An 18573-nucleotide genomic window follows, 5' to 3' on the forward strand; every position below is an offset into this window, starting at 1 on the left:
CTCGTGCTCCTGCGGCCCACGCCGCCACGCGCCCCGCCGCGCCCCGGCGCGCCGGCGTACTGACCCGACCCGCACCACGCTCCCCGTCCCCTGACGGCCCGGTGCCTCCCGTCGGGGGGTACGCCGCCGCGCCCGCGCCGCGTCCGCCGCCGGCGCGACCCCCGAGGTCGCGCCGTGCCCCGCCGTGCCCCCTCAGGAGACCCATGACCGTCCCCGACTCCCGCCCCGCGGGAGCCGTCACCGACCCCACCGACCCCGCCGGCCCGCCTGTCCCACCTGGCCCGTCCCGCCCGGCCGACCCGCCGCGGGGCACCTGGCGCCCGCTGCTGCTGCGCCTGCACTTCTACGCCGGGGTGCTCGTCGCGCCCTTCCTGCTCGTGGCGGCGCTCAGCGGCGCGCTCTACGCCGCGACGCCCCAGCTGGAGCAGGTCGTGCACGCCGACGAGCTGACGACCGGCTCCCGCGGCGAGGCCCTCCCGCTCGACGAGCAGGTCGCCGCCGCGCGGGCCGCCCGGCCCGACCTGCCGCTGCTCGCGGTGCGACCCGCCGCCGAGGAGGGCGCCACCACCCGCGTGCTCCTCGATGCCGGGGAGGCCGACCGCAGCCGGCGCCTCGCCGTCTTCGTCGACCCCGTGACGGGCGACGTGCGGGGGGAGCTGACGGCGTACGGCACCTCCGGCAGCCTCCCGTTCCGCACGTGGGTGAGCGAGCTGCACCGCAACCTCCACCTCGGGGAGCCCGGCCGGGTCTACTCCGAGCTCGCCGCCTCGTGGCTCGGTGTCGTCGCGCTGGCCGGCGTCGGGCTCTGGTGGGGCGGCGTGCGGCGCGCGCGGCGTCCCGGCGCCCGGCCCGTGCGGGACCGGCTCGTGCCGCGGCGGCGCGGGCTCCGGCCCCGGCAGCGCACCCGCGCCCTCCACGGCGTGCTGGGGACCTGGCTCGTGCTCGGCTTCCTCGTGCTCTCGGCGACGGGCCTGACCTGGTCGCGCTTCGCCGGGGCGAACGTGACCGAGCTGCGCGCGGCGCTCAGCTGGTCCACCCCTGCTGTCGTGTCCGACCTCGAGGCTGCGGGGAGCGATGAGCCCGGCAGCGGCGACCACGCAGGCCACGGCGACCACGCGGGCCACGCGGGCCACGCCGTCGACGACGCCCCCGGCGTCGGCTGGCAGGTGGCGCACGACGCGGCGCGCGACGCCGGTCTCGTCGGCCTGGTGGAGATCGGGCACCCGGCCGACGGGGCGGCGTACATCGTCCAGGAGCTCGACCGCGGGTGGCCCACCCAGGCCGACGCGGCGGCCGTCGACCCGGCGACGGGGGAGGTGGTCGACGTCGTGCGGTTCGCCGACTACCCGTTCATGGCCAAGCTCGCCCGGTGGGGCGTGGACCTGCACATGGGGGTCCTGCTCGGCTGGGTGAACCAGCTCGCGCTGCTCGTGCTCGCGGGTGGGCTCGTCGCGATGGTGGTCGGCGGCTACCGGATGTGGTGGCAGCGCCGCCCCACCCGGGGACACCGCCTGCGCCCGGGTCGGCCCGCACGGCGGGGCTCCTGGCGTGCGCTCCCGCGGTGGGGCCTGCCGGTCGTCGTGGTGGTGGCCGTGGCCGTCGGGTGGTTCCTGCCGGTGCTCGGCGCGAGCCTCGTGGCGTTCCTGCTCGTCGACCTCGCGCTCGGCGCGCGGGACCGGACCCCGGCCTAGCGGTCGGGGTCCGGCTCGGGCGGGGGCGGGCGGTGGGCCGCGACGGCGCCGTGGTTCGCGACCACGACCGCCGCCGGCGGCAGCACCGCCGCGACGACGCACAGGAGCGCGGCGGCGGTCGTCGAGTGGTGCCGGACCACCAGGCCCGCCAGCAGGAACAGGGTCAGGCAGGTGGTCATCATGACGACGTACGCCCGCCGCCGCGTCTGCGGCGTCATCGCGGCCCCGCGCAGCGGGTCACGGGCGACTCGGGCGTCACGGCGTCACGGCGCGACGGTCAGGCGACCAGCGCGGGCGCCTCGGCCACCACCGGGGCGGCCGGCGCGCCCTGCGAGCCCTCGCCGTCGGTGTCGTCGCCGAGACCGATGCCGATCGCGACCATCGCACCCCCGCCCACGAGGAGCAGCACGATCACTGCGATCACGATCAACCGGCGCTTCTCCATCACGACTCCTGTCGTCGGGGGACGTCTCCACGAAACTACGCGACCCCCCAACCGGGCACGGGAGCGTGGGAGGGTCGTCGGATGACCGGTACCCGCTCGGCCTGGCGCCTGCTCACCCTGGTGGCCCTCGTCACGGGCGCCACGTTCGTCCTGGTGGGCCTCGGCGTGCTCGTCGCGGGGCTGGTCGGCGCCCTCGACCTGGGCGAGCCGGCCGGCGTGCGGGCCGGTCCCGGGTCCGGCGCCACCGCCCCGGTGGGGCTCGTGGCCGGCGTGCTCGTGCTCGGGGGCGCGCTCATGGTGGCCGCCGCGGTCCGCGACCGCTGGCGGTGAGGGGCGCCGTACCCCCGACCGGTCCAGACCGGTCGACGCCGAGCGTTCCCGCGGCCCCGGGCGAGCGTTCACCGCGGGTTCACGGGTGACGCGGGCGGGTGCGCGACGTTGGCCGACGCCCCACCGCCGCCGTCGAGAGGTCGCCCATGCCCGCCCCCCGGACCAGGTACGCCGCACTCGGCGCCCTGCCCCTCCTCGGCCTCGGCCTCCTCGCACCCCTGGGTGCGCAGGCCGCCGAGACCCCCGCCCCGAGCGCCCCCGCCGCCGGCACCGTCGTCGTCAACGAGATCGCCCAGAACACCGGCGAGACGGACTGGGTCGAGCTGCACAACACCGGCAGCACCCCGGTCGACGTGACCGGGTGGCGGTTGCTCGACAACGACGACACCCGCGACTTCCCGCTGGCCACCGGCTCCGTCGTCCCGGCCGGGGGCTACCTGTCGGTCGACGTGAGCGAGGACGTGCCCGGGCGCACGGGCTTCGGTCTCGGCCGTGCCGACATGGTCCGCCTGCTCCTGCCCGCCGGGCGGGGCGACACCCCGGTCGACTCCTTCGCCTGGACCGACCACACCGCCACGACCTACGGCCGCTGCGCCGACGGCACGGGCGCTTTCACGGCGACCGCCGCCCCCACCCGCGACGCCGCCAACGCGTGCGCGGCGGAGCCGGCCGACGTGGTGCGCATCAACGAGGTCGAGTCGTCCGACCCCGCGGGCGGACCGGACTGGATCGAGCTGGTCAACACCGGCACCGTCCCCGTCGACCTGTCGGGTTTGGTCGTGAAGGACGACAACGACGCGCGGACCGACACCATCGCGGCCGGCACCGTGCTGGCGCCCGGCGCCTTCCACGTGGTCGAGCCCACCTTCGGCCTGGGCGGCGCCGACGAGGCGCGGGTGCTCGACGGCGACGTGCTCGTGGACCGCTTCGCGTGGACCGCCCACGCCGCCACCACCTGGGGCCGCTACCCCGACGGCACCGGCGCCTTCGCCGAGACGGCCGCCGCCACGCGGGGTGCCGCCAACGCACCCGTGCCGGTCGCGACGCCCGACGTCGTCGTCAACGAGGTCGAGTCGAGCGGCGGCACGCCGGGCGACTGGGTCGAGCTGCGCAACCGGGGCACGGTCGACGTCGACCTGTCCGGGTACGTCGTCGGCGACAGCGACGCCACCCACCGGGCCGTCCTGCCCGCGGGCTCGGTCGCCCCGGCGGGCGGGTTCCTCGTCGTCGAGGAGGCCACCCTGGGCTTCGGTCTCGGCAGCTCCGACCAGGCCCGCCTGTTCGCCCCCGACGGCGTCACCGTCGTCGACGAGCGCTCCTGGACCGCCCACGCCCCGACGTCGTACGGGCTGTGCGGCGACGCCTGGGTGGTCACCACCTCGCCGACCAAGGGCGCGGTCAACGACTGCGGCGCCCCGGTGCGGATCAACGAGGTCGAGTCGAGCGGCGGGACGCCGGGCGACTGGGTCGAGCTGGTCAACAACGGGGCCACGCCGGTCGACGTCTCCGGTTTCGTCGTCGCGGACGACGACGACACGCACCGCCGTACCGTGCCCGCGGGCACCGTCATCCCCGCCGGCGGCCACCACGTCGTCGACGTGGAGGGCGGCGACGGCGGCTTCGGCCTCGGCGGGGCCGACAGCGCCCGCCTGTTCGACGCCACCGGCGCGCTGCTGGACGCCACCTCCTGGACCGCGCACGCGGCCACCACCTGGGGCCGCTGCCCCGAGGGCACGGGCGACTTCGCCGCCACCGCCGCGCCCACCCGCGGCGCCGTCAACCAGTGCGCCGGCGACGTCGTCGCCGAGGCCTGGCCCGGCCCGGCCGAGGTGCGCACGGCCGACCCGGCCGGCACCTACGCCGAGAACATGAGCGGTGTCGTCTTCGCGCCCGACGGCGCGGCGCTGTGGGCCGTGCAGAACAACCCGGGCAGCCTGCACCGCCTCGTGCGCTCGGGCGCGCAGTGGGTCGCCGACGCCGGCTGGACCGGCGGCCGCGCGCTCCACTACGCCGACGGCACGGGCAACGTGGACGCCGAGGGCGTCACGGTCGGCCCCGACGGCCTCTACGTGGCGAGCGAGCGGAACAACGACGGGGGCGGCAGCCGGCCGTCGATCCTGCGGTACGACGTGGGCGGCGACAGCGCGCTCAGCGCCACCGGCGAGTGGAACCTCGCCCCGGAGCTGCCGGGCATCGGCGCCAACGCCGGTCTCGAGGGCATCACCTGGGTGCCGTCGTCCGTGCTGGTCGCGCAGGGCCTGGTCGACCAGAGCACCGGCGCGGCCTACGACCCGGCGCGCTACCCCGACGCCGACGGCGTGTTCCTCGTCGGGGTCGAGGCCACCGGCGACGTGCTGGCCTACGCGCTGGACGCCTCCGGCACGTTCCACCGGATCGCGTCCTTCGCCAGCGGCTTCCCCGGCGTGATGGAGCTCCAGCACGACCCGGCCACGGGCGCGGTGTGGGTCTCCTGCGACGACGCCTGCGCCGGTCGCACCACGCTGTTCGCGGTCGACGGCTCCGGGGCGTTCGCCCCCACCGTCACCTACGCCCGCCCGGCGGGCATGCCGGACGTCGCGAACGAGGGCCTGGCCCTCGCGCCGGTCTCCCGCTGCACCGACGGCCTCCGCGAGGTCGTGTGGGCCGACGACTCCAGCACCGACGGCCACGCCCTCCGCTCCGGCGCCGTCACCTGCACCGGCGGGCCCGTCGAGCCCGAGCCCGAGGTGCCGGCGCCCGGCAGCCTCGGCACCGGGTCGAGCATCACGCCCGCCCCGCAGTGGCGCTACGCCCGCACCGGTGCCGCCAAGCCGATCGCCGTCTACTACGAGGGCGAGGACGGCGCGCGGGTCGGCGGCACGGTCTACACGACGCTGCGCCAGGCGGGGAGCGGTCGCCTGGTGGCCACCGCCCACGCGTACGGCGGGAGGCGCACCACGGTCGCGACCCCGGTCGTCCCGCGGGCGAAGGCCAGCTACCAGGTCGTCGTCACGTTCGTGCCCGACGACCCGGCGTACCGCACCAGCGTGCGCTCCTTCTGGGTGTGGGCGACGCCGAGCGGTCGCCCCTGACCCGTCCCTGATCCACCCTCGACCCACCCGCCGCCGTCGCCCGACGGCCTGCCGCGCGAGCCGCCACGGACCCCGGTCCGTGGCGGCTCGTCGCGTCGGGGAGGTGCCGCCCGTCGTGACGTCGGCGTAACCCAGACGCAATGCGCGCCCTGTTAACTAGTCGTGGACAGTGATTCACTACAGTGGACAAGGTGGAGGGGCGCGACATGACTGAGAGCACCGAGGCGGCGGACCTCGCGACGCTGGCGGAGAAGGCCGGGACGACGTTCGTCCTCGCGCTGTTCGTGGACCTGAACGGCAAGCCGTGCGCCAAGCTCGTGCCGGTCGAGGCGGTGCACGAGCTGCAGACGGAGGGGGTCGGGTTCGCCGGCTACGCGGTCGGGTCGATGGGCCAGGAGCCGAAGGACCCCGACCTCGTCGCGATCCCCGACCCGGCCAGCTTCACCCCGGTGCCCTTCATCAAGGAGGGCCTGGCGATCGTCCACTGCGACCCGCACGTCGAGGGCCGGCCGTGGCCGTTCGCGCCCCGCGTCATCCTGCGCTCGGTGCTCGCCCGCCTCCGCGAGAGCCAGGGCCTCGAGGCGTACGTCGGGGCGGAGGTGGAGTACTTCCTCCTGCGCCGCGAGGCCGACGGCACGCTGGTGACGGCGGACCCCGGCGACCGGGCGGCGCGCCCCTGCTACGACGCCCGCGGCGTCACCCGCATGTACGACCACCTCGCCGACGTCTCGCGGGCGATGAACGACCTGGGCTGGGGCAACTACGCGAACGACCACGAGGACGGCAACGGCCAGTTCGAGCAGAACTTCGCCTACGCCGACGCGCTGACCACGGCCGACCGCGTCGTCACCCTGCGCTACCTCATCTCGATGATCGCGGAGGAGCGCGACATGGTCGCGACCTTCATGCCGAAGCCCTTCGCCGACCGCACGGGCTCGGGCCTGCACCTGCACCTGTCGCTGTGGCGCGACGGGGAGTCCGCCTTCCCCGACGCCGACGACCCGCGCGGCCTGGGCCTGAGCCCGGTGGCCTACGCGTTCGCGGGCGGCATCCTCGAGCACGCCTCGGCGCTGCAGGCCGTGCTCGGGCCGAGCGTGAACTCCTACAAGCGCACCGGCGCCGTCTCCACCACCTCGGGCGCCTCGTGGGCGCCACGGTTCCCGACGTACGGCGGCAACGACCGCACCCACTTCCTCCGCGTGCCCGACCGCCACCGCATCGAGCTGCGCGGCGGCGACGGGTCCGCGAACCCCTACCTCGCCGTCGCGGCCGCCCTCGGGGCGGGCCTCGACGGCATCGAGCGCGACCTCGACCCGGGCACCGTCGGCGGCGACAACGGCACCACCCGCCCGGCCCTGCCCCGCACCCTCCTCCACGCCGTCGAGGCCCTCGAGGCGGACCCCGTCGTCGCCGGCGCGCTCGACGCGGCCGCCGACGGCGAGCACCGCGTGGCGGCGTACTTCGCCGACGCCAAGCGCGAGGAGTTCTTCGCCTGGCACTCCCAGGTCACGACCTGGGAGGTCGACCACTACCTCACGGCCTACTGAGGCCGGGACACCCCACCCACCCCACCACCCACCACCTCCGGAGAGGAACCCCCATGTGCGGCATCGTCGGGTTGCACCTGCGCGACCCAGCGCTCCACCCGCGGCTCGGTGAGCTGCTCACCGGCATGCTCTGCGAGATGCAGGACCGGGGCGCGGACTCCGCCGGCGTCGCGGTCCACGGCGACCCCCGCTGGTCGCCCGCGGGCCACGTCACCGTGTCGTTCGTGCCCGACGCCGCGGCCACCGGGCTGGGCAGCGGCACGACGGACGCCGAGGCCGTCGCGGCCCTCACCGCGGCGCTCGGCTCGCCCGTCGAGGTCGTCGACGCGGGCCCCACCCTCGTGGCCCACGTGCCGGCGGAGGTCGGCACGGACGCGCTCGTCGCAGCGGTGCGCGCGACGTACCCCGACGGCCTCGTCGCGGGCTTCGGCACCGACCTGGCCGTGCTCAAGGGCGTCGGCCACCCGCGCGACCTGGCCGCGGCCTACGGCCTGCCGGCGGCGCAGGGCTGGCAGGGCGTCGGGCACACGCGGATGGCCACCGAGTCGGCCGTGACGCCGGGTGGGTGCCACCCCTACGCGGTCGGCCCCGACCAGTGCCTGGTCCACAACGGGTCCTTCGCCAACCACGCCTCGGTACGCCGGGAGCTGCGGGCCGCGGGTGTGGAGTTCGACTCCGAGAACGACACGGAGGTCGGCGCCCGCTTCGTCGCCGACCGGCTGGCCGCGGGCTACGACGTCGCCACCGCGCTCAAGGAGCTGACGACGACGTTCGACGGCTTCTACACGCTCCTCGTCGCCGACCGGGACTCGTTCGCCGTCGTGCGCGACGCGATCGCGTGCAAGCCCGCCGTCGTCGCCGAGCACGACGACTGGGTCGCGGTGGCGTCGGAGTACCGCGCCCTCGTCGGCCTGCCCGGCATCGCGCAGGCCCGCATCTTCGAGCCCGAGCCCGAGAGGATCTACGCATGGACGCGCTGACCGTCCCCACCCGCGAGGTCGACCTCGCGACCACCCCGCTGCGCACCCTCAACGCGCTGCTCCAGGGCCGCGACGTGGCCGGCGAGACCCCGCTCGGGGCCGACGAGGGCGTCACCGTGGTGAACCCGCGCGGCGCCCACGCCGTGGCCGTCGGCCTCGACGCCCCGCGCCAGGTGCGGGTCGCCGGCCACGTCGGCTACTACGCCGCCGGCATGAACCAGCGGGCCGACGTCGTCATCGAGGGCAACGCCGGCGTCGGCGTCGCGGAGAACATGATGAGCGGTTCGGTGGTCGTGCGGGGCAACGCCTCGCAGTCGGCGGGCGCCACGGCGCACGGCGGGCTGCTCGTCGTCGAGGGCGACGCCGCCGCGCGCTGCGGCATCTCGATGAAGGGCGTCGACATCGTCGTGGGCGGCTCGATCGGCCACATGAGCGCCTTCATGGCGCAGGCGGGCCGCCTCGTCGTGCGCGGCGACGCCGGCGAGGCGCTGGGCGACTCGATCTACGAGGCCCGCATCTACGTGCGCGGGGAGGTCGCCTCGCTGGGCGCCGACTGCGTCGCCAAGGAGATGCGCCCCGAGCACCTCGAGGAGCTGGCGGCCCTGCTGAAGGCGGCGGGCTTCGAGGACGACGACCCCGCGGCGTACACCCGCTACGGGTCGGCCCGCACGCTCTACCACTTCCACGTCGACAACGCGTCGGCCTACTGACGGCCCCGGAGGACCCCAGCGATGAACGACCACGACCTCGCCCTGGCGCGCCGCGGCCTGCGCCGCTCGGCCACCTTCGACCCCGCCACGATCCACGACATCCAGCGGGCGGCGGCCACCGGGATCTACGACATCCGCGGCGGCGGCGCCAAGCGCCCCCTGCCGCACTTCGACGACCTGCTGTTCCTGGGCGCCTCGATGAGCCGCTACCCGCTCGAGGGCTACCGCGAGCGGTGCGGCACCGACGTGGTGCTGGGCGGCCGCAACGCGGCGTACCCCCTGCACCTCGCGATCCCCGTCACGATCGCGGGCATGAGCTTCGGCGCCCTGTCGGGGCGGGCCAAGGAGGCGCTCGGCCGCGGCGCGAGCGAGGCGGGGACCTCGACGACGACGGGCGACGGCGGGATGACGCCGGAGGAGCGGGGGCAGTCGAAGCACCTCGTCTACCAGTACCTGCCGAGCCGCTACGGCATGAACCCCGACGACCTGCGCTCGGCCGACGCCATCGAGATCGTGCTGGGCCAGGGCGCCAAGCCGGGCGGCGGGGGGATGCTGCTGGGGCAGAAGATCTCCGAGCGCGTGGCCGGCATGCGCACGCTGCCCCAGGGCATCGACCAGCGCAGCGCCTGCCGCCACCCCGACTGGACGGGGCCGGACGACCTGACCATCAAGATCGCGGAGCTGCGCGAGATCACCGGCTGGGAGAAGCCGATCTACGTCAAGGTCGGCGCCTCGCGGCCCTACTACGACGTGAAGCTCGCCGTGCACGCCGGCGCCGACGTGGTCGTCGTCGACGGGATGCAGGGCGGCACGGCCGCGACGCAGGACGTCTTCATCGAGAACGTCGGCATCCCGACGCTGGCCGCGATCCCGCAGGCCGTGCGCGCGCTGCAGGAGCTGGGCGTGCACCGCAAGGCGGACGGCGTGCAGCTCGTCGTCTCGGGCGGCATCCGCAACGGCGCCGACGTGGCCAAGGCGCTCGCGCTGGGCGCCGACGCCGTCGCGATCGGTACGGCGGCGCTGGTCGCCCTCGGCGACAACGACCCGCGCCTCGACGACGAGTACCGGGCCATCGGCTCGGCGGCCGGCTACTACGACGACTACCAGGACGGGCGCGACCCCGCCGGCATCTCGACGCAGGACGAGGAGCTCGCCGCCCGGTTCGACCCCGTCGAGGGCGGCCGCCGCCTCGCGAACTACCTGCGAGTGCTCACGATGGAGGCGCAGACCATCGCGCGCGCCTGCGGCAAGGCGCACGTGACGCACCTCGAGCCCGAGGACCTCGTGGCCCTCACGATCGAGGCCGCGGCCATGGCGCGGGTGCCGCTCGCCGGCACCGACTGGGTGCCGGGCCAGGGCCGCTGAGCGCCGCCGGCGGGGGCGCCCGCACCGGCACCGTCCGGGTCGTCGGCCCGGCGGACCTGCCCGCGGTGCCGTGGCAGAACGGGGCGGGGACGACCCGCGCGCTGCGCTCGGACGTCGCGGCGGGCTGGCGGGTGAGCGTGGCCGCCGTACCGGGACCCGCGCCGTGGTCGCCGATGTCGGGGACCCGGCGGTGGTCCTGCGTGGTCGCGGGCAACGGGCTCGCTCTCGTCGTCGACGGGCGCGCGGTCGCGGCGCCCCGGGGCGTCGTGGTGTCCCACCCCGGCGACGTGCCGGTCCACGGGACCCCGGTGGCCGGCCCGGTCGCCAACCTCAACCTCGTGCTCGAGCGGGGGCGGGCGAGCGGGAGGATGCGGGTCCGGACGGTGACCGGCCGGCTCGAGTGGGACCCGGACGTCGTCGCGCTGTGGGTGCTGGCGGGGTCGCTGTCGGGGGAGGCGCCGGACGGACCTGCCGGCCCCGGGCGGGTGCTGCTGCCGGACGGCGCGGGTGCCGTGGCGACGGCGGGGACGTGCACGGTGGTGGAGGTCGCGGTGGTGGAGGTCGCGGTGGTGGAGGTCGCGGTGGCAGTGCCGCGGCCGGCGGAGGAGACGGACGTGAGGACGGGAGGGCGACGGTGACGTCGTACGTGGTGGTGGGGGCGGGGCTGGCGGGCTCGGCGACGGCGTGGCAGCTGGCCCGGCGCGGGGAGGACGTGGTGCTCGTCGAGCGCACCGAGCCCGCGAACGAGCACGGCAGCTCGCACGGCTCGGCACGGATCTTCCGCTACGGCTACCCGGACCCCTTCTACACAGGGCTGGTCGTGCGGGCGCGGGAGGCGTGGGACGAGCTGGAGGCCCTCGCCGGGCAGCAGCTCGTCGCGCCGAGCGGCTCGCTCGACCACGGTGCGGAGCGGCGGCCGGTCGAGCTCGCCGCGCGGCTGGCGGCGGCGGGCGTCGAGCACGAGCTGCTCGACCCGGCCGCGGCCGCGGCGCGGTGGCCCGGGATGGTCTTCGACTCGCCCGTGCTGTGGCACCCCGGCGCGGGCGTCATCGACGCCGAGACGTCCGTGCTCGCCATGGCGCGGCTGGCGCAGGAGGCGGGCGCGACGGTGCTGACCGGCTGGCCGGTGGCCCGCGTGGTGCGCGACGGCGCCGGGTTCCGGGTGGTGGCCGAGACCGGCGCCGAGCTGCGGGCGGACCGCGTCGTCGTCAGCGCCGGCGGCTGGCTGCCCGACCTGCTGGCGACCCTGCCGGCGTCGCTCGCCCGGCGGGTGCCGCCGCTGCAGGTGCGCCAGGAGCAGGCGTTCCACTTCCCCTACCGCGACGCGGCGCGGCCCTGGCCGACGTTCATCCACAAGACGCCGGGCATCCAGGTCTACGGCCTCCCCGGGGGGCGCGACGCCGACTTCCGGGGCCAGAAGGTCGCGGAGTACAACGGCGGGCGCGTCGTCGGCTCCGCGGCCGCGGCGGACGGCGTCGTCGACCCGGTCAACCGGGAGCGCGTGGTCGCGTACGTCGAGCAGCACCTCCCGGGCCTCGTGCCCGAGCCCTACGCCGAGACGACCTGCCTGTTCACCAACACCCCCGACGAGGACTTCGTCGTGGACGGGGCGGACGGCATCACCGTCGTCTCGCCGTGCTCGGGCCACGGCGCCAAGTTCGCGCCGCTGATCGGGCGGGTGGCGGCCGACGTCGCCACCGGCGCGGCCGAGGCGCCGCCCGCCTTCCGGCTCGCGGCGGTGGGCGCGTGAGCGGCGCAGGGGTCGGCCCGGGGGTCGGCCCGGGTGTCGCCGGCCTGCTCGCCGAGGTCGCCGACGTGGGGCGCGACGCGACCCGCGGCGGCTACTCCCGCTTCGTCTACGACGACGCCGAGCTGACGCTGCGCGAGTGGTTCACCGAGCAGGCCGAGCGCCGCTCGATGGAGGTCGAGACCGACCGCAACGGCGCGCTGTGGGCGTGGCGGCACGGGGGCGGCCCCGGCAGGCCCGGCAGCCCTGGCAGCCCTGGCAGCCCTGGCGCGCCGAGCGCCGTCGTGACCGGCAGCCACCTCGACTCCGTGCCGGGCGGCGGGGCGTACGACGGGCCGCTCGGCGTCGCCTCCGCCCTCGCCGCCGTGGACCTGCTCGACGCGCGGGGTGTGCGCTCGGAGCGACCGCTCGCCGTCGTCGCGTTCCCCGAGGAGGAGGGGGCACGGTTCGGCGTCGCCTGCCTCGGCTCGCGCCTGCTGACCGGGGCCGTCGACCCCGACCGCGCCCGCGGGCTGCGCGACGCCGACGGCCGCACCTTCGCCGAGGTCGCCGGGGCCGCGGGGCTCGACGTCGCCCACATCGGCGCCGACCCGCGCCGGCTGGCCGGCATCGGGGCGTTCGTCGAGCTGCACGTCGAGCAGGGCCGGGGACTGGTCGACCTCGACCGGCCGGTGGCCGTGGGCTCCTCGGTGCTGGGCCACGGCCGCTGGCGCCTCGTCGTGGAGGGCGAGGGCAACCACGCGGGCACGACGCTGATGGCCGACCGGCGCGACCCCCTCGTTGCCGCGGCGGCCGTCGTGCTCGCCGTGCGCGAGGTCGCGACCCGGTACGACGACGCCCGCGCCACCGTGGGCCGCCTCCAGCCGGTGCCCGGCGGCACCAACGTCATCGCGTCGCGCGTCGACCTCTGGCTCGACGCCCGGCACCCCGACGACGCCGTGACCGCGGCGCTGGTGGAGCAGGTGCACGCCCGGGCGCAGGAGCTGGCCGCCGCGGAGGGCTGCACCGTGACCCTGGTGGAGGAGTCGTACGGGGGCACCGTCCACTTCGACGGGGCGCTGCGGGACCGGATCCGCGGCGTGCTCCCGGGCGCGCCGGTGCTCGCCACCGGGGCCGGCCACGACGCCGGGGTGCTGGCGGGCGCCGTACCGACCGCCATGCTGTTCACCCGCAACCCGAGCGGGGTGTCGCACTCCCCGCACGAGCACGTGGAGGACGTCGACGCCGAGGCCGGCGCGGTCGCCCTCGCCGACGTGCTCGCCGACCTGCTGGGCGACTGAGGCCGGGGAGGCCGGGGAGGCCGGCACCGCCGGGGGAGCGGCCGGGTCTCCTAGGGTTCACCCATGACCACCGAGGAGAACCGCGGGGCCGGGCCGGACCAGGGCGCGCTGCTGCGCAACACCGCGGGGACCGCGCGCGAGCGCCACCCCTCGGAGCCGCTGGAGCAGCTGGGCCTGGAGGAGGCGATCGCCCGCAACGTGCGCAGCCTGCGCACCCAGCACGGGCTGTCGGTGGGGGACATGGCCGAGCGCGTGGGCATCTCCAAGGCGATGCTCAGCAAGATCGAGAACGCGCAGACCTCGTGCAGCCTCTCCACGCTCGGGCGCCTCGCGGTGGGTCTCGACGTGCCCGTCACGTCGCTGCTGCGCGGCGCCGACGCCGAGCGGCCGGCCGCGTTCGTGGCGCGGGGCACCGGCGCGCGGATCGTGCGGGCCGGGACGAAGGAGGGGCACGAGTACGAGCTGCTCGGCTCCCTGCGCGGCGAGCACAAGCGGCTCGAGTGCCTGCACGTGACGCTCACGGCGGCCAGCGAGACCTACCCGCTGTTCCAGCACCCGGGCACGGAGTTCGTCTACGTGCTCGAGGGCGTCATGGACTACTCGCACTCGCGGACGGTCTACCGTCTGCACCCGGGCGACTCGCTGCAGATGGACGGCGAGGGCGCCCACGGGCCGGTGGAGCTCGTCGAGCTGCCGATCCGGTTCCTGTCGGTGATCGCGTTCCCCGAGGCGGACCTGTGACGGTCGCCCGGGGCTGAGGGGGAGACATGGGTGTGGGGGACGGTCTGCAGGCCTGGCGGCGCCGGCGACGGCACGACCCGGTGCGGCGCCAGCGCCGGGCGCGGCGCAAGAAGCGTCGCGACGACTGCATCGACTGCAGCGACTGCGGCTGCACCTCGCTCGACTGCCTGAGCGTCATGACGGTGACGGTGCTGCTCCGGACGCTGCTGGGCGCGTTCGCCCCCGGCGCCGTCGACCCGCACACGCCGCCTCCCCGGTCGTGGGGGGCGCGCGTCGCCGCCCGCGGCGTGCGGTCCTACCAGCTCCACGTCTCGCCCCGCCGGGCCGCGCCGGTGTGCAACCTGACGCCGTCGTGCTCGCGCTACGGGCTGCAGGCCCTGTCCGCGCACGGGCTCGTGCGCGGAGGCGTGCTCGTGGGTCGACGTCTCGCCGCGTGCCGGGCCGCCGGCCACGTCGGCCGCTCCTGACCGCGGCGTCGCGCGGGACGGGGGCTGGACGGGGGCGGGACGGGGGCGGGGGCTCAGGCGCCGGGCTCGGTCCGGTCGGCGAGGTCGCCGAGCTTCGCCAGTCGCGAGGTCAGCAGGTCGACGCGGTGGCCGTTGCCGGCGAGCGCGACGTACCGCTCGCCGTACGCCGCGAGCAGGTCGTCGTCGAGGCGGCGCACGGCGCCGGGGGGGTAGCGGTAGCCCATCCGCCGTGTGACGGCCTCGGAGTCGACGGCGGCCATGGTCGCGGCGAGGTCGACCGCGGAGGTGATCCCGAGCTCGGCGAGCAGCCCCGCGATCCACTCGTAGTGGTCGGTGCGCGACCAGCCGGCGCCGGGGTAGCGACCGGCGAGGTACGCCGCGAGGTCGCCCGCCGTGAGCCGGTGGCGGTCCGGGCCCTCCGCCGTACCCGGCCACACGCCGCTCGCCGCGCCACCGGCGACCTGGTCGCCACGCAGCTGGTCGCGGATCGTCGAGAACTCCCGGTCGGCCAGCTCGAGGAGGCCGGCGGCGAGGGTGAAGCGGCGGTCCAGCTCGGAGGCGTGCTCGGGCGGCACCTCGCCCTTGTAGCGGATGTCGTGCTCGAACTCGGCCCACGCGTGCTGCAGCGCGGTGCGGATCTGCACCTCGATGATCCGACCGCCGAGGGAGTCGACGGCGGGGTCGGGCTCCTCGGAGGTGTCGGCCGCCGGCAGGGTGAGGTCGAGGTGCCGGCTCGAGTAGCCCCACCGCCCGGCCCGCGCCGTCTCCAGACCCTTGTCACGGTCGCCGAGCACGTCGAGCTCGTCGGAGAGCACCTCGGCCACGGCCTCGACGTCGCTGGACAGGTAGGTCACGACGCGCACGCCGATCTGGTCGGCCATCTCGCTCAGCGGGTCCTCGTAGCGCTGCCGGCCCTCCTCGGCGGAGGCCGCCTTCGCCGCGAACGACGCCACCGACTTGGCCCGCGCGGTCACCGACAGGTAGTTGATGCCGGCGTCGTCGAGCGCCGCGCGCACCAGCGCCAGGGCCTGGTCGGTGGCCCGCTGGGTCGTCGGGAGCAGCGCGGCGTAGGCCTCGACGGCCTTCTCGCGGGCCCGCTCGGTGCGACTGGGACGCGGTGCGGGCACGAGACCCTCGGGCAGCGTGGGCGTGACGATCGCGCCGGAGCGGGGCTCGCCGTACGTCGTGAGGCGCTCGGGCTCGCGCACGGCGAGGAGCGCGACGTACGCGCAGACGACCGCGTCGAGCTGGTCCTCCGCGACCCGCAGCTCCGACTTGCGGGTGGCCTGCTCGACGAGGGTGACGAGCGACTCCCACACGGGGCGCCGGCTGAGCAGCAGGGGGGTGCGGGCGCGGGAGAGCTTCTCCAGCTCCTCGGTCAGCCGCAGCATCTCCGAGCGCATCTGGGCGAAGGTGCGGTCGCGGCGCTGCTTGTACTTCAGGGTGCGGCCCAGCCGGAACAGCGCGACGGTCGCGGCGTGCGGGTAGACCTCGAGCGCGCGCCGGCGGGCGCCCGGGTCCAGGTCGAGGCCCCACCGCTGCGCCAGCCGCGCGGCGCGGGGGCCGTCGGCGAACTCCGGCCTGCCCCGGTTGGTGGGGTGCGTGCCCGCCTCGAAGGCGCGGAAGTCGGCGTTGAGCGCCTGCTCCGCGGGCCGCGTGCCGGTGGCGTTCGTGACGACCAGGGGGGCGTCGAGGGCGACGACGCAGTCCCCGTCGAGGTACGGCGTGACCTCCGCCGTGATCTCGGCGTCCGTGGTGACCGCGGCGGTGTGCAGCAGGCGCCCGCGGTCGTCGAGGACAGCGACGCCCGTGGGACGCCGCTCCCCCCACGCGAGGTCGACGCCGACGAGGTGCACGGGGCTCAGCCTGCCAGGTCGCGGTGCCAGCGGCGGCGCACGACGCGGGCCACGACCACCACGAGCACCACCACGGCCAGGGCGACCAGCAGCAGCCAGGGGTGCCCGCCCCACACCGCGGACAGCACGGCGAGGCCCACCGTGACGTAGACAGTGGCCCACAGGGCGGCGCCCAGGGCGAGGGCGGGGACGTAGCGGGCCAGCGGCATCCGCAGCACGCCCGCCGCGGCGTTCACCGCGGTCTGCACGCCGACGGTGAGGAAGCACAGCGTCACCGCGGGGGCGCCGAAGCGCCCGACGACCCGCTCCGCCCGCGCCACCTCCGGGCGGGCCAGCAGCCGCGACGCCCGGTCGGTGCGGGCCGACGCGCCGCGCGCACCCCGGCCGAGGGCGTACGTCGCGCCGCCCCGCAGCGTCGCGACCGCCCACAGGAAGGCGAAGGTCGCGGCCACGGGCCAGTCGTCGAGCACGGGTCTCATCCAACACCGCCGGGCCACGCCGACCGCTGCCGGAGGGCCCCCGGGGGGACCCGTCGCGGTTGGCCCGGCGGGCATACTCGACCTCGATGCCGGACGATGACACTCAGACCACCCCACGGCTCGATCTCGACTGGGTGAAGCTGGTCGCGGGAGCCCTCGCCGCCGTCTCCTCGGCCTTCCTGCTCTCGACGCTCGGCGCCGTCGGGACCCTCCTGGGCGCGGCGCTGGGCAGCGTGATCGCCTCGGTCAGCGCGAGCCTCTACTCCGCCTCGCTGGAGCGCAGCCGCCAGAAGGTGCTGGCGGTGCAGGTGCCGCTGCGGCGGCGCGAGCCGGGCGACGCGACCTCACCTCTCGTGCTCCACGTGGCCGCCCAGGACGTCGCCGAGGGCGACCCCCCGGGCCCGCCCGCCGACGACACCGCGCGCGTCCAGCGGGTGGGCGCCGCGGACGGCGCCGCGGACCCCTCCGATCCCGCGGACGGCACGTCCGACGGGGGTACGACGGACCCCACCGCCCGCCACTCCCTGCTGGCCTCGGTGCCGTGGAAGCGGGTGGCCACCTGGGCGGCCGGGCTGTTCCTGGCCGCGATGCTCGCGCTGACGGTCATCGAGCTCGCCGTCGGCCGCTCCGCCTCCGAGATCACGGGCGGGTCGGAGGGCGGGTCGCGCACGTCGTTCTCCCAGCTGACGGGCGGGGGCGGCGCGTCGGTGGACGACGACGGCGGCCCCGCGGCACCGGCCACCTCCGGGACCGGTACGTCGGACCCGTCGGCCACCGGGTCGTCGGAGCCCACCGGGGACGCGTCGCAGGAGCCGTCGGACGGCGCGACGAGCGACGACGGCGACGCCGGGAGCGACGACGACGAGGAACCGACGCAGGAGCCGACCACGGCCAACCCGACGCGCCAGCCGTCGGCGACCGCGACCCCCTCGCGTCCCGCCGCCGGCGCGCCGGCCACCACCGGCTGACCCCGAGCCGTCGGTGACGGCGCACGAGCGGGCGTCGAGTCGTCGGTAACGGCACGCTGGCGGGCGTCGAGTCGTCGATAGCCGCGCGCGGTTTGCGACGACTCGGCGGCGTGCGGCGCGCGGTTTGCGACGACTCGGCGGTGTGGGCGGCGCGAGGTGTGACCCCCGTCTCAAGGCGCCGACAAGATCCCCTCTGGTCCCGCGGCGCGGAGGCGCCGGAGGGGCCCGGCGGGTCGATCATGTCGAGCACCGGACGAGAGGTGCTGCCCATGGACGTCGATGACGCGGCCGTCGCCGCCTGGGCGCCGGGCCTCGCCGCGGCCGTCGCCTCGCTGCCCGTGGACCGCCGCCTCTGGCGCGTGGAGCGGGCGGGCGTGCGCGGCGTGCTCGGCCTCAGCTCGGGGGCGCTGGTGTGGAGCGAGGGCCCGGACTACCTCCTCGCCCGGCCCGTCGGCGAGGTGGTCGTGGCCGAGCCCGTCGGCCCGACCGGCCTGGTGGTGCAGGTGCACGGGCTGCTGCCGGTGCGCTGGACCTTCCCGGACGCGCGCGACCGCGACGCCCTGGGCGGCGCCCTGCGCGACGAGGTGGTCGGGTCGCGGCACCCCGCTCCACCGGTCGCGCCCGCCGCCGCGCCGCTGACCGTCGTACCCCCGCCGCCTGCCCCTGCGCCTGCCCCTGCTCCTGCTCCTGCTCCTGCTCCTGCGGTCGTACCCGTCGCCCCAGCCGCCGCCCCGGCACTGCCGCCCGTCGCGCACCACGGGCCGGCGCAACCGGCTCGGCGCACGTCGCGGCTCGGTCCGCCGCGCCGCGACGTGCCCACCCTCGTCGGGCCGCCGGCCCCCGTCCCCACTGCCGCTCACGCGCCGCCCCCGTCCCGCCGGGTCGTCCCGACGCCG

The 18573-nt window shown here is 76.6% G+C and carries 17 protein-coding genes and 1 pseudogene; 14 read left to right on the top strand and 4 right to left on the bottom strand.

Annotation, left to right across the window (positions count from 1 at the left end):
* Positions 1-203: 203 nt before the first annotated feature.
* Positions 204-1691, top strand: a complete 1488-nt coding sequence (locus tag KK617_RS15800) for a PepSY domain-containing protein (protein ID WP_277501098.1) — start codon at positions 204-206, stop codon at positions 1689-1691.
* Here the strand turns inward: KK617_RS15800 and KK617_RS15805 are convergent.
* Entirely contained in the window at positions 1688-1909 is a 222-nt protein-coding gene (locus tag KK617_RS15805) for a DUF3099 domain-containing protein (RefSeq protein ID WP_277501099.1), read from the bottom strand. The two genes, KK617_RS15800 and KK617_RS15805, sit on opposite strands and share 4 nt — an antisense overlap.
* 59 nt (positions 1910-1968) lie before the next feature.
* Positions 1969-2139: a hypothetical protein gene (locus KK617_RS15810; RefSeq protein WP_277501100.1), complete on the bottom strand. Its 171-nt coding sequence runs from the start codon at positions 2137-2139 to the stop codon at positions 1969-1971.
* 78 nt (positions 2140-2217) lie between these two features.
* Here KK617_RS15810 and KK617_RS15815 point away from each other — a divergent pair, with 78 nt between their 5' ends.
* The 11 genes from KK617_RS15815 (at position 2218) to yidD (ending at position 14374) form a co-directional block, all read left to right on the top strand.
* Entirely contained in the window at positions 2218-2466 is a 249-nt protein-coding gene (locus KK617_RS15815; RefSeq protein WP_277501101.1) for a hypothetical protein, read from the top strand.
* A 146-nt stretch (positions 2467-2612) separates the two neighbouring features.
* Positions 2613-5537 carry a lamin tail domain-containing protein gene (locus KK617_RS15820; protein WP_277501102.1) on the top strand — a complete coding sequence of 975 codons (2925 nt, stop codon included), beginning with the start codon at positions 2613-2615 and terminating at the stop codon, positions 5535-5537.
* Between the two features lie 206 nt (positions 5538-5743).
* Entirely contained in the window at positions 5744-7084 is a 1341-nt protein-coding gene (glnT, locus tag KK617_RS15825; RefSeq protein ID WP_277501103.1) for a type III glutamate--ammonia ligase, read from the top strand.
* A 53-nt stretch (positions 7085-7137) separates the two neighbouring features.
* Positions 7138-8064: a hypothetical protein gene (locus tag KK617_RS15830; RefSeq protein WP_277501104.1), complete on the top strand. Its 927-nt coding sequence runs from the start codon at positions 7138-7140 to the stop codon at positions 8062-8064.
* Positions 8052-8774: a hypothetical protein gene (locus KK617_RS15835; RefSeq protein WP_277501105.1), complete on the top strand. Its 723-nt coding sequence runs from the start codon at positions 8052-8054 to the stop codon at positions 8772-8774. Before KK617_RS15830 ends, KK617_RS15835 begins: the two co-directional genes overlap by 13 nt.
* Positions 8775-8795: 21 nt before the next feature.
* Positions 8796-10139 carry an FMN-binding glutamate synthase family protein gene (locus tag KK617_RS15840; RefSeq protein WP_277501106.1) on the top strand — a complete coding sequence of 448 codons (1344 nt, stop codon included), beginning with the start codon at positions 8796-8798 and terminating at the stop codon, positions 10137-10139.
* Positions 10140-10195: 56 nt separating this feature from the next.
* Complete coding sequence (locus KK617_RS15845; protein WP_277501114.1) at positions 10196-10777, top strand: HutD family protein; 582 nt, start codon at positions 10196-10198, stop codon at positions 10775-10777.
* Positions 10774-11889, top strand: a complete 1116-nt coding sequence (locus tag KK617_RS15850) for an FAD-dependent oxidoreductase (protein WP_277501107.1) — start codon at positions 10774-10776, stop codon at positions 11887-11889. Before KK617_RS15845 ends, KK617_RS15850 begins: the two co-directional genes overlap by 4 nt.
* Positions 11886-13166, top strand: a complete 1281-nt coding sequence (locus tag KK617_RS15855; protein WP_277501108.1) for an allantoate amidohydrolase — start codon at positions 11886-11888, stop codon at positions 13164-13166. The genes KK617_RS15850 and KK617_RS15855 overlap by 4 nt, the downstream gene beginning before the upstream one ends.
* Before the next feature lie 63 nt (positions 13167-13229).
* Positions 13230-13907: an XRE family transcriptional regulator gene (locus KK617_RS15860; protein WP_277501109.1), complete on the top strand. Its 678-nt coding sequence runs from the start codon at positions 13230-13232 to the stop codon at positions 13905-13907.
* Positions 13908-13933: 26 nt separating this feature from the next.
* A complete protein-coding gene (yidD, locus tag KK617_RS15865) occupies positions 13934-14374 on the top strand; it encodes a membrane protein insertion efficiency factor YidD (protein ID WP_277501110.1) in 441 nt (146 codons plus the stop codon).
* A 53-nt stretch (positions 14375-14427) separates the two neighbouring features.
* On the opposite strand, the gene KK617_RS15870 is transcribed toward yidD, so the two are convergent.
* Together KK617_RS15870 and KK617_RS15875 are read right to left on the bottom strand one after the other, a co-directional pair.
* Complete coding sequence (locus KK617_RS15870; protein ID WP_277501111.1) at positions 14428-16230, bottom strand: DUF429 domain-containing protein; 1803 nt, start codon at positions 16228-16230, stop codon at positions 14428-14430.
* 5 nt (positions 16231-16235) lie between these two features.
* Positions 16236-16700 (bottom strand): VTT domain-containing protein, encoded by a 465-nt coding sequence (locus KK617_RS15875; protein ID WP_277501112.1) that lies wholly within the window; start codon positions 16698-16700, stop codon positions 16236-16238.
* A 95-nt stretch (positions 16701-16795) separates the two neighbouring features.
* Between KK617_RS15875 and KK617_RS15880 the strand changes: the two genes are divergently transcribed.
* Both KK617_RS15880 and KK617_RS15885 read left to right on the top strand, forming a co-directional pair.
* Complete coding sequence (locus tag KK617_RS15880; RefSeq protein WP_277501113.1) at positions 16796-17677, top strand: hypothetical protein; 882 nt, start codon at positions 16796-16798, stop codon at positions 17675-17677.
* Between the two features lie 269 nt (positions 17678-17946).
* Positions 17947-18573: pseudogene (locus KK617_RS15885) on the top strand (hypothetical protein); the annotation flags it as partial.

The sequence above is a fragment of the Nocardioides sp. ChNu-99 genome (assembly GCF_029493445.1).
In the GTDB taxonomy this organism is placed as follows: domain Bacteria; phylum Actinomycetota; class Actinomycetes; order Propionibacteriales; family Nocardioidaceae; genus Nocardioides.

Bases quoted from the DNA above. Each gene is read 5' to 3' on its own strand.
- KK617_RS15830 (WP_277501104.1), top strand. From the start codon at position 7,138: ATGTGCGGCATCGTCGGGTTGCACCTGCGCGACCCAGCGCTCCACCCG.
- KK617_RS15805 (WP_277501099.1), bottom strand. From the start codon at position 1,909: ATGACGCCGCAGACGCGGCGGCGGGCGTACGTCGTCATGATGACCACC.
- KK617_RS15820 (WP_277501102.1), top strand. From the start codon at position 2,613: ATGCCCGCCCCCCGGACCAGGTACGCCGCACTCGGCGCCCTGCCCCTC.
- KK617_RS15815 (WP_277501101.1), top strand. From the start codon at position 2,218: ATGACCGGTACCCGCTCGGCCTGGCGCCTGCTCACCCTGGTGGCCCTC.
- glnT (WP_277501103.1), top strand. From the start codon at position 5,744: ATGACTGAGAGCACCGAGGCGGCGGACCTCGCGACGCTGGCGGAGAAG.
- yidD (WP_277501110.1), top strand. From the start codon at position 13,934: ATGGGTGTGGGGGACGGTCTGCAGGCCTGGCGGCGCCGGCGACGGCAC.
- KK617_RS15835 (WP_277501105.1), top strand. From the start codon at position 8,052: ATGGACGCGCTGACCGTCCCCACCCGCGAGGTCGACCTCGCGACCACC.
- KK617_RS15840 (WP_277501106.1), top strand. From the start codon at position 8,796: ATGAACGACCACGACCTCGCCCTGGCGCGCCGCGGCCTGCGCCGCTCG.
- KK617_RS15860 (WP_277501109.1), top strand. From the start codon at position 13,230: ATGACCACCGAGGAGAACCGCGGGGCCGGGCCGGACCAGGGCGCGCTG.
- KK617_RS15800 (WP_277501098.1), top strand. From the start codon at position 204: ATGACCGTCCCCGACTCCCGCCCCGCGGGAGCCGTCACCGACCCCACC.
- KK617_RS15880 (WP_277501113.1), top strand. From the start codon at position 16,796: ATGCCGGACGATGACACTCAGACCACCCCACGGCTCGATCTCGACTGG.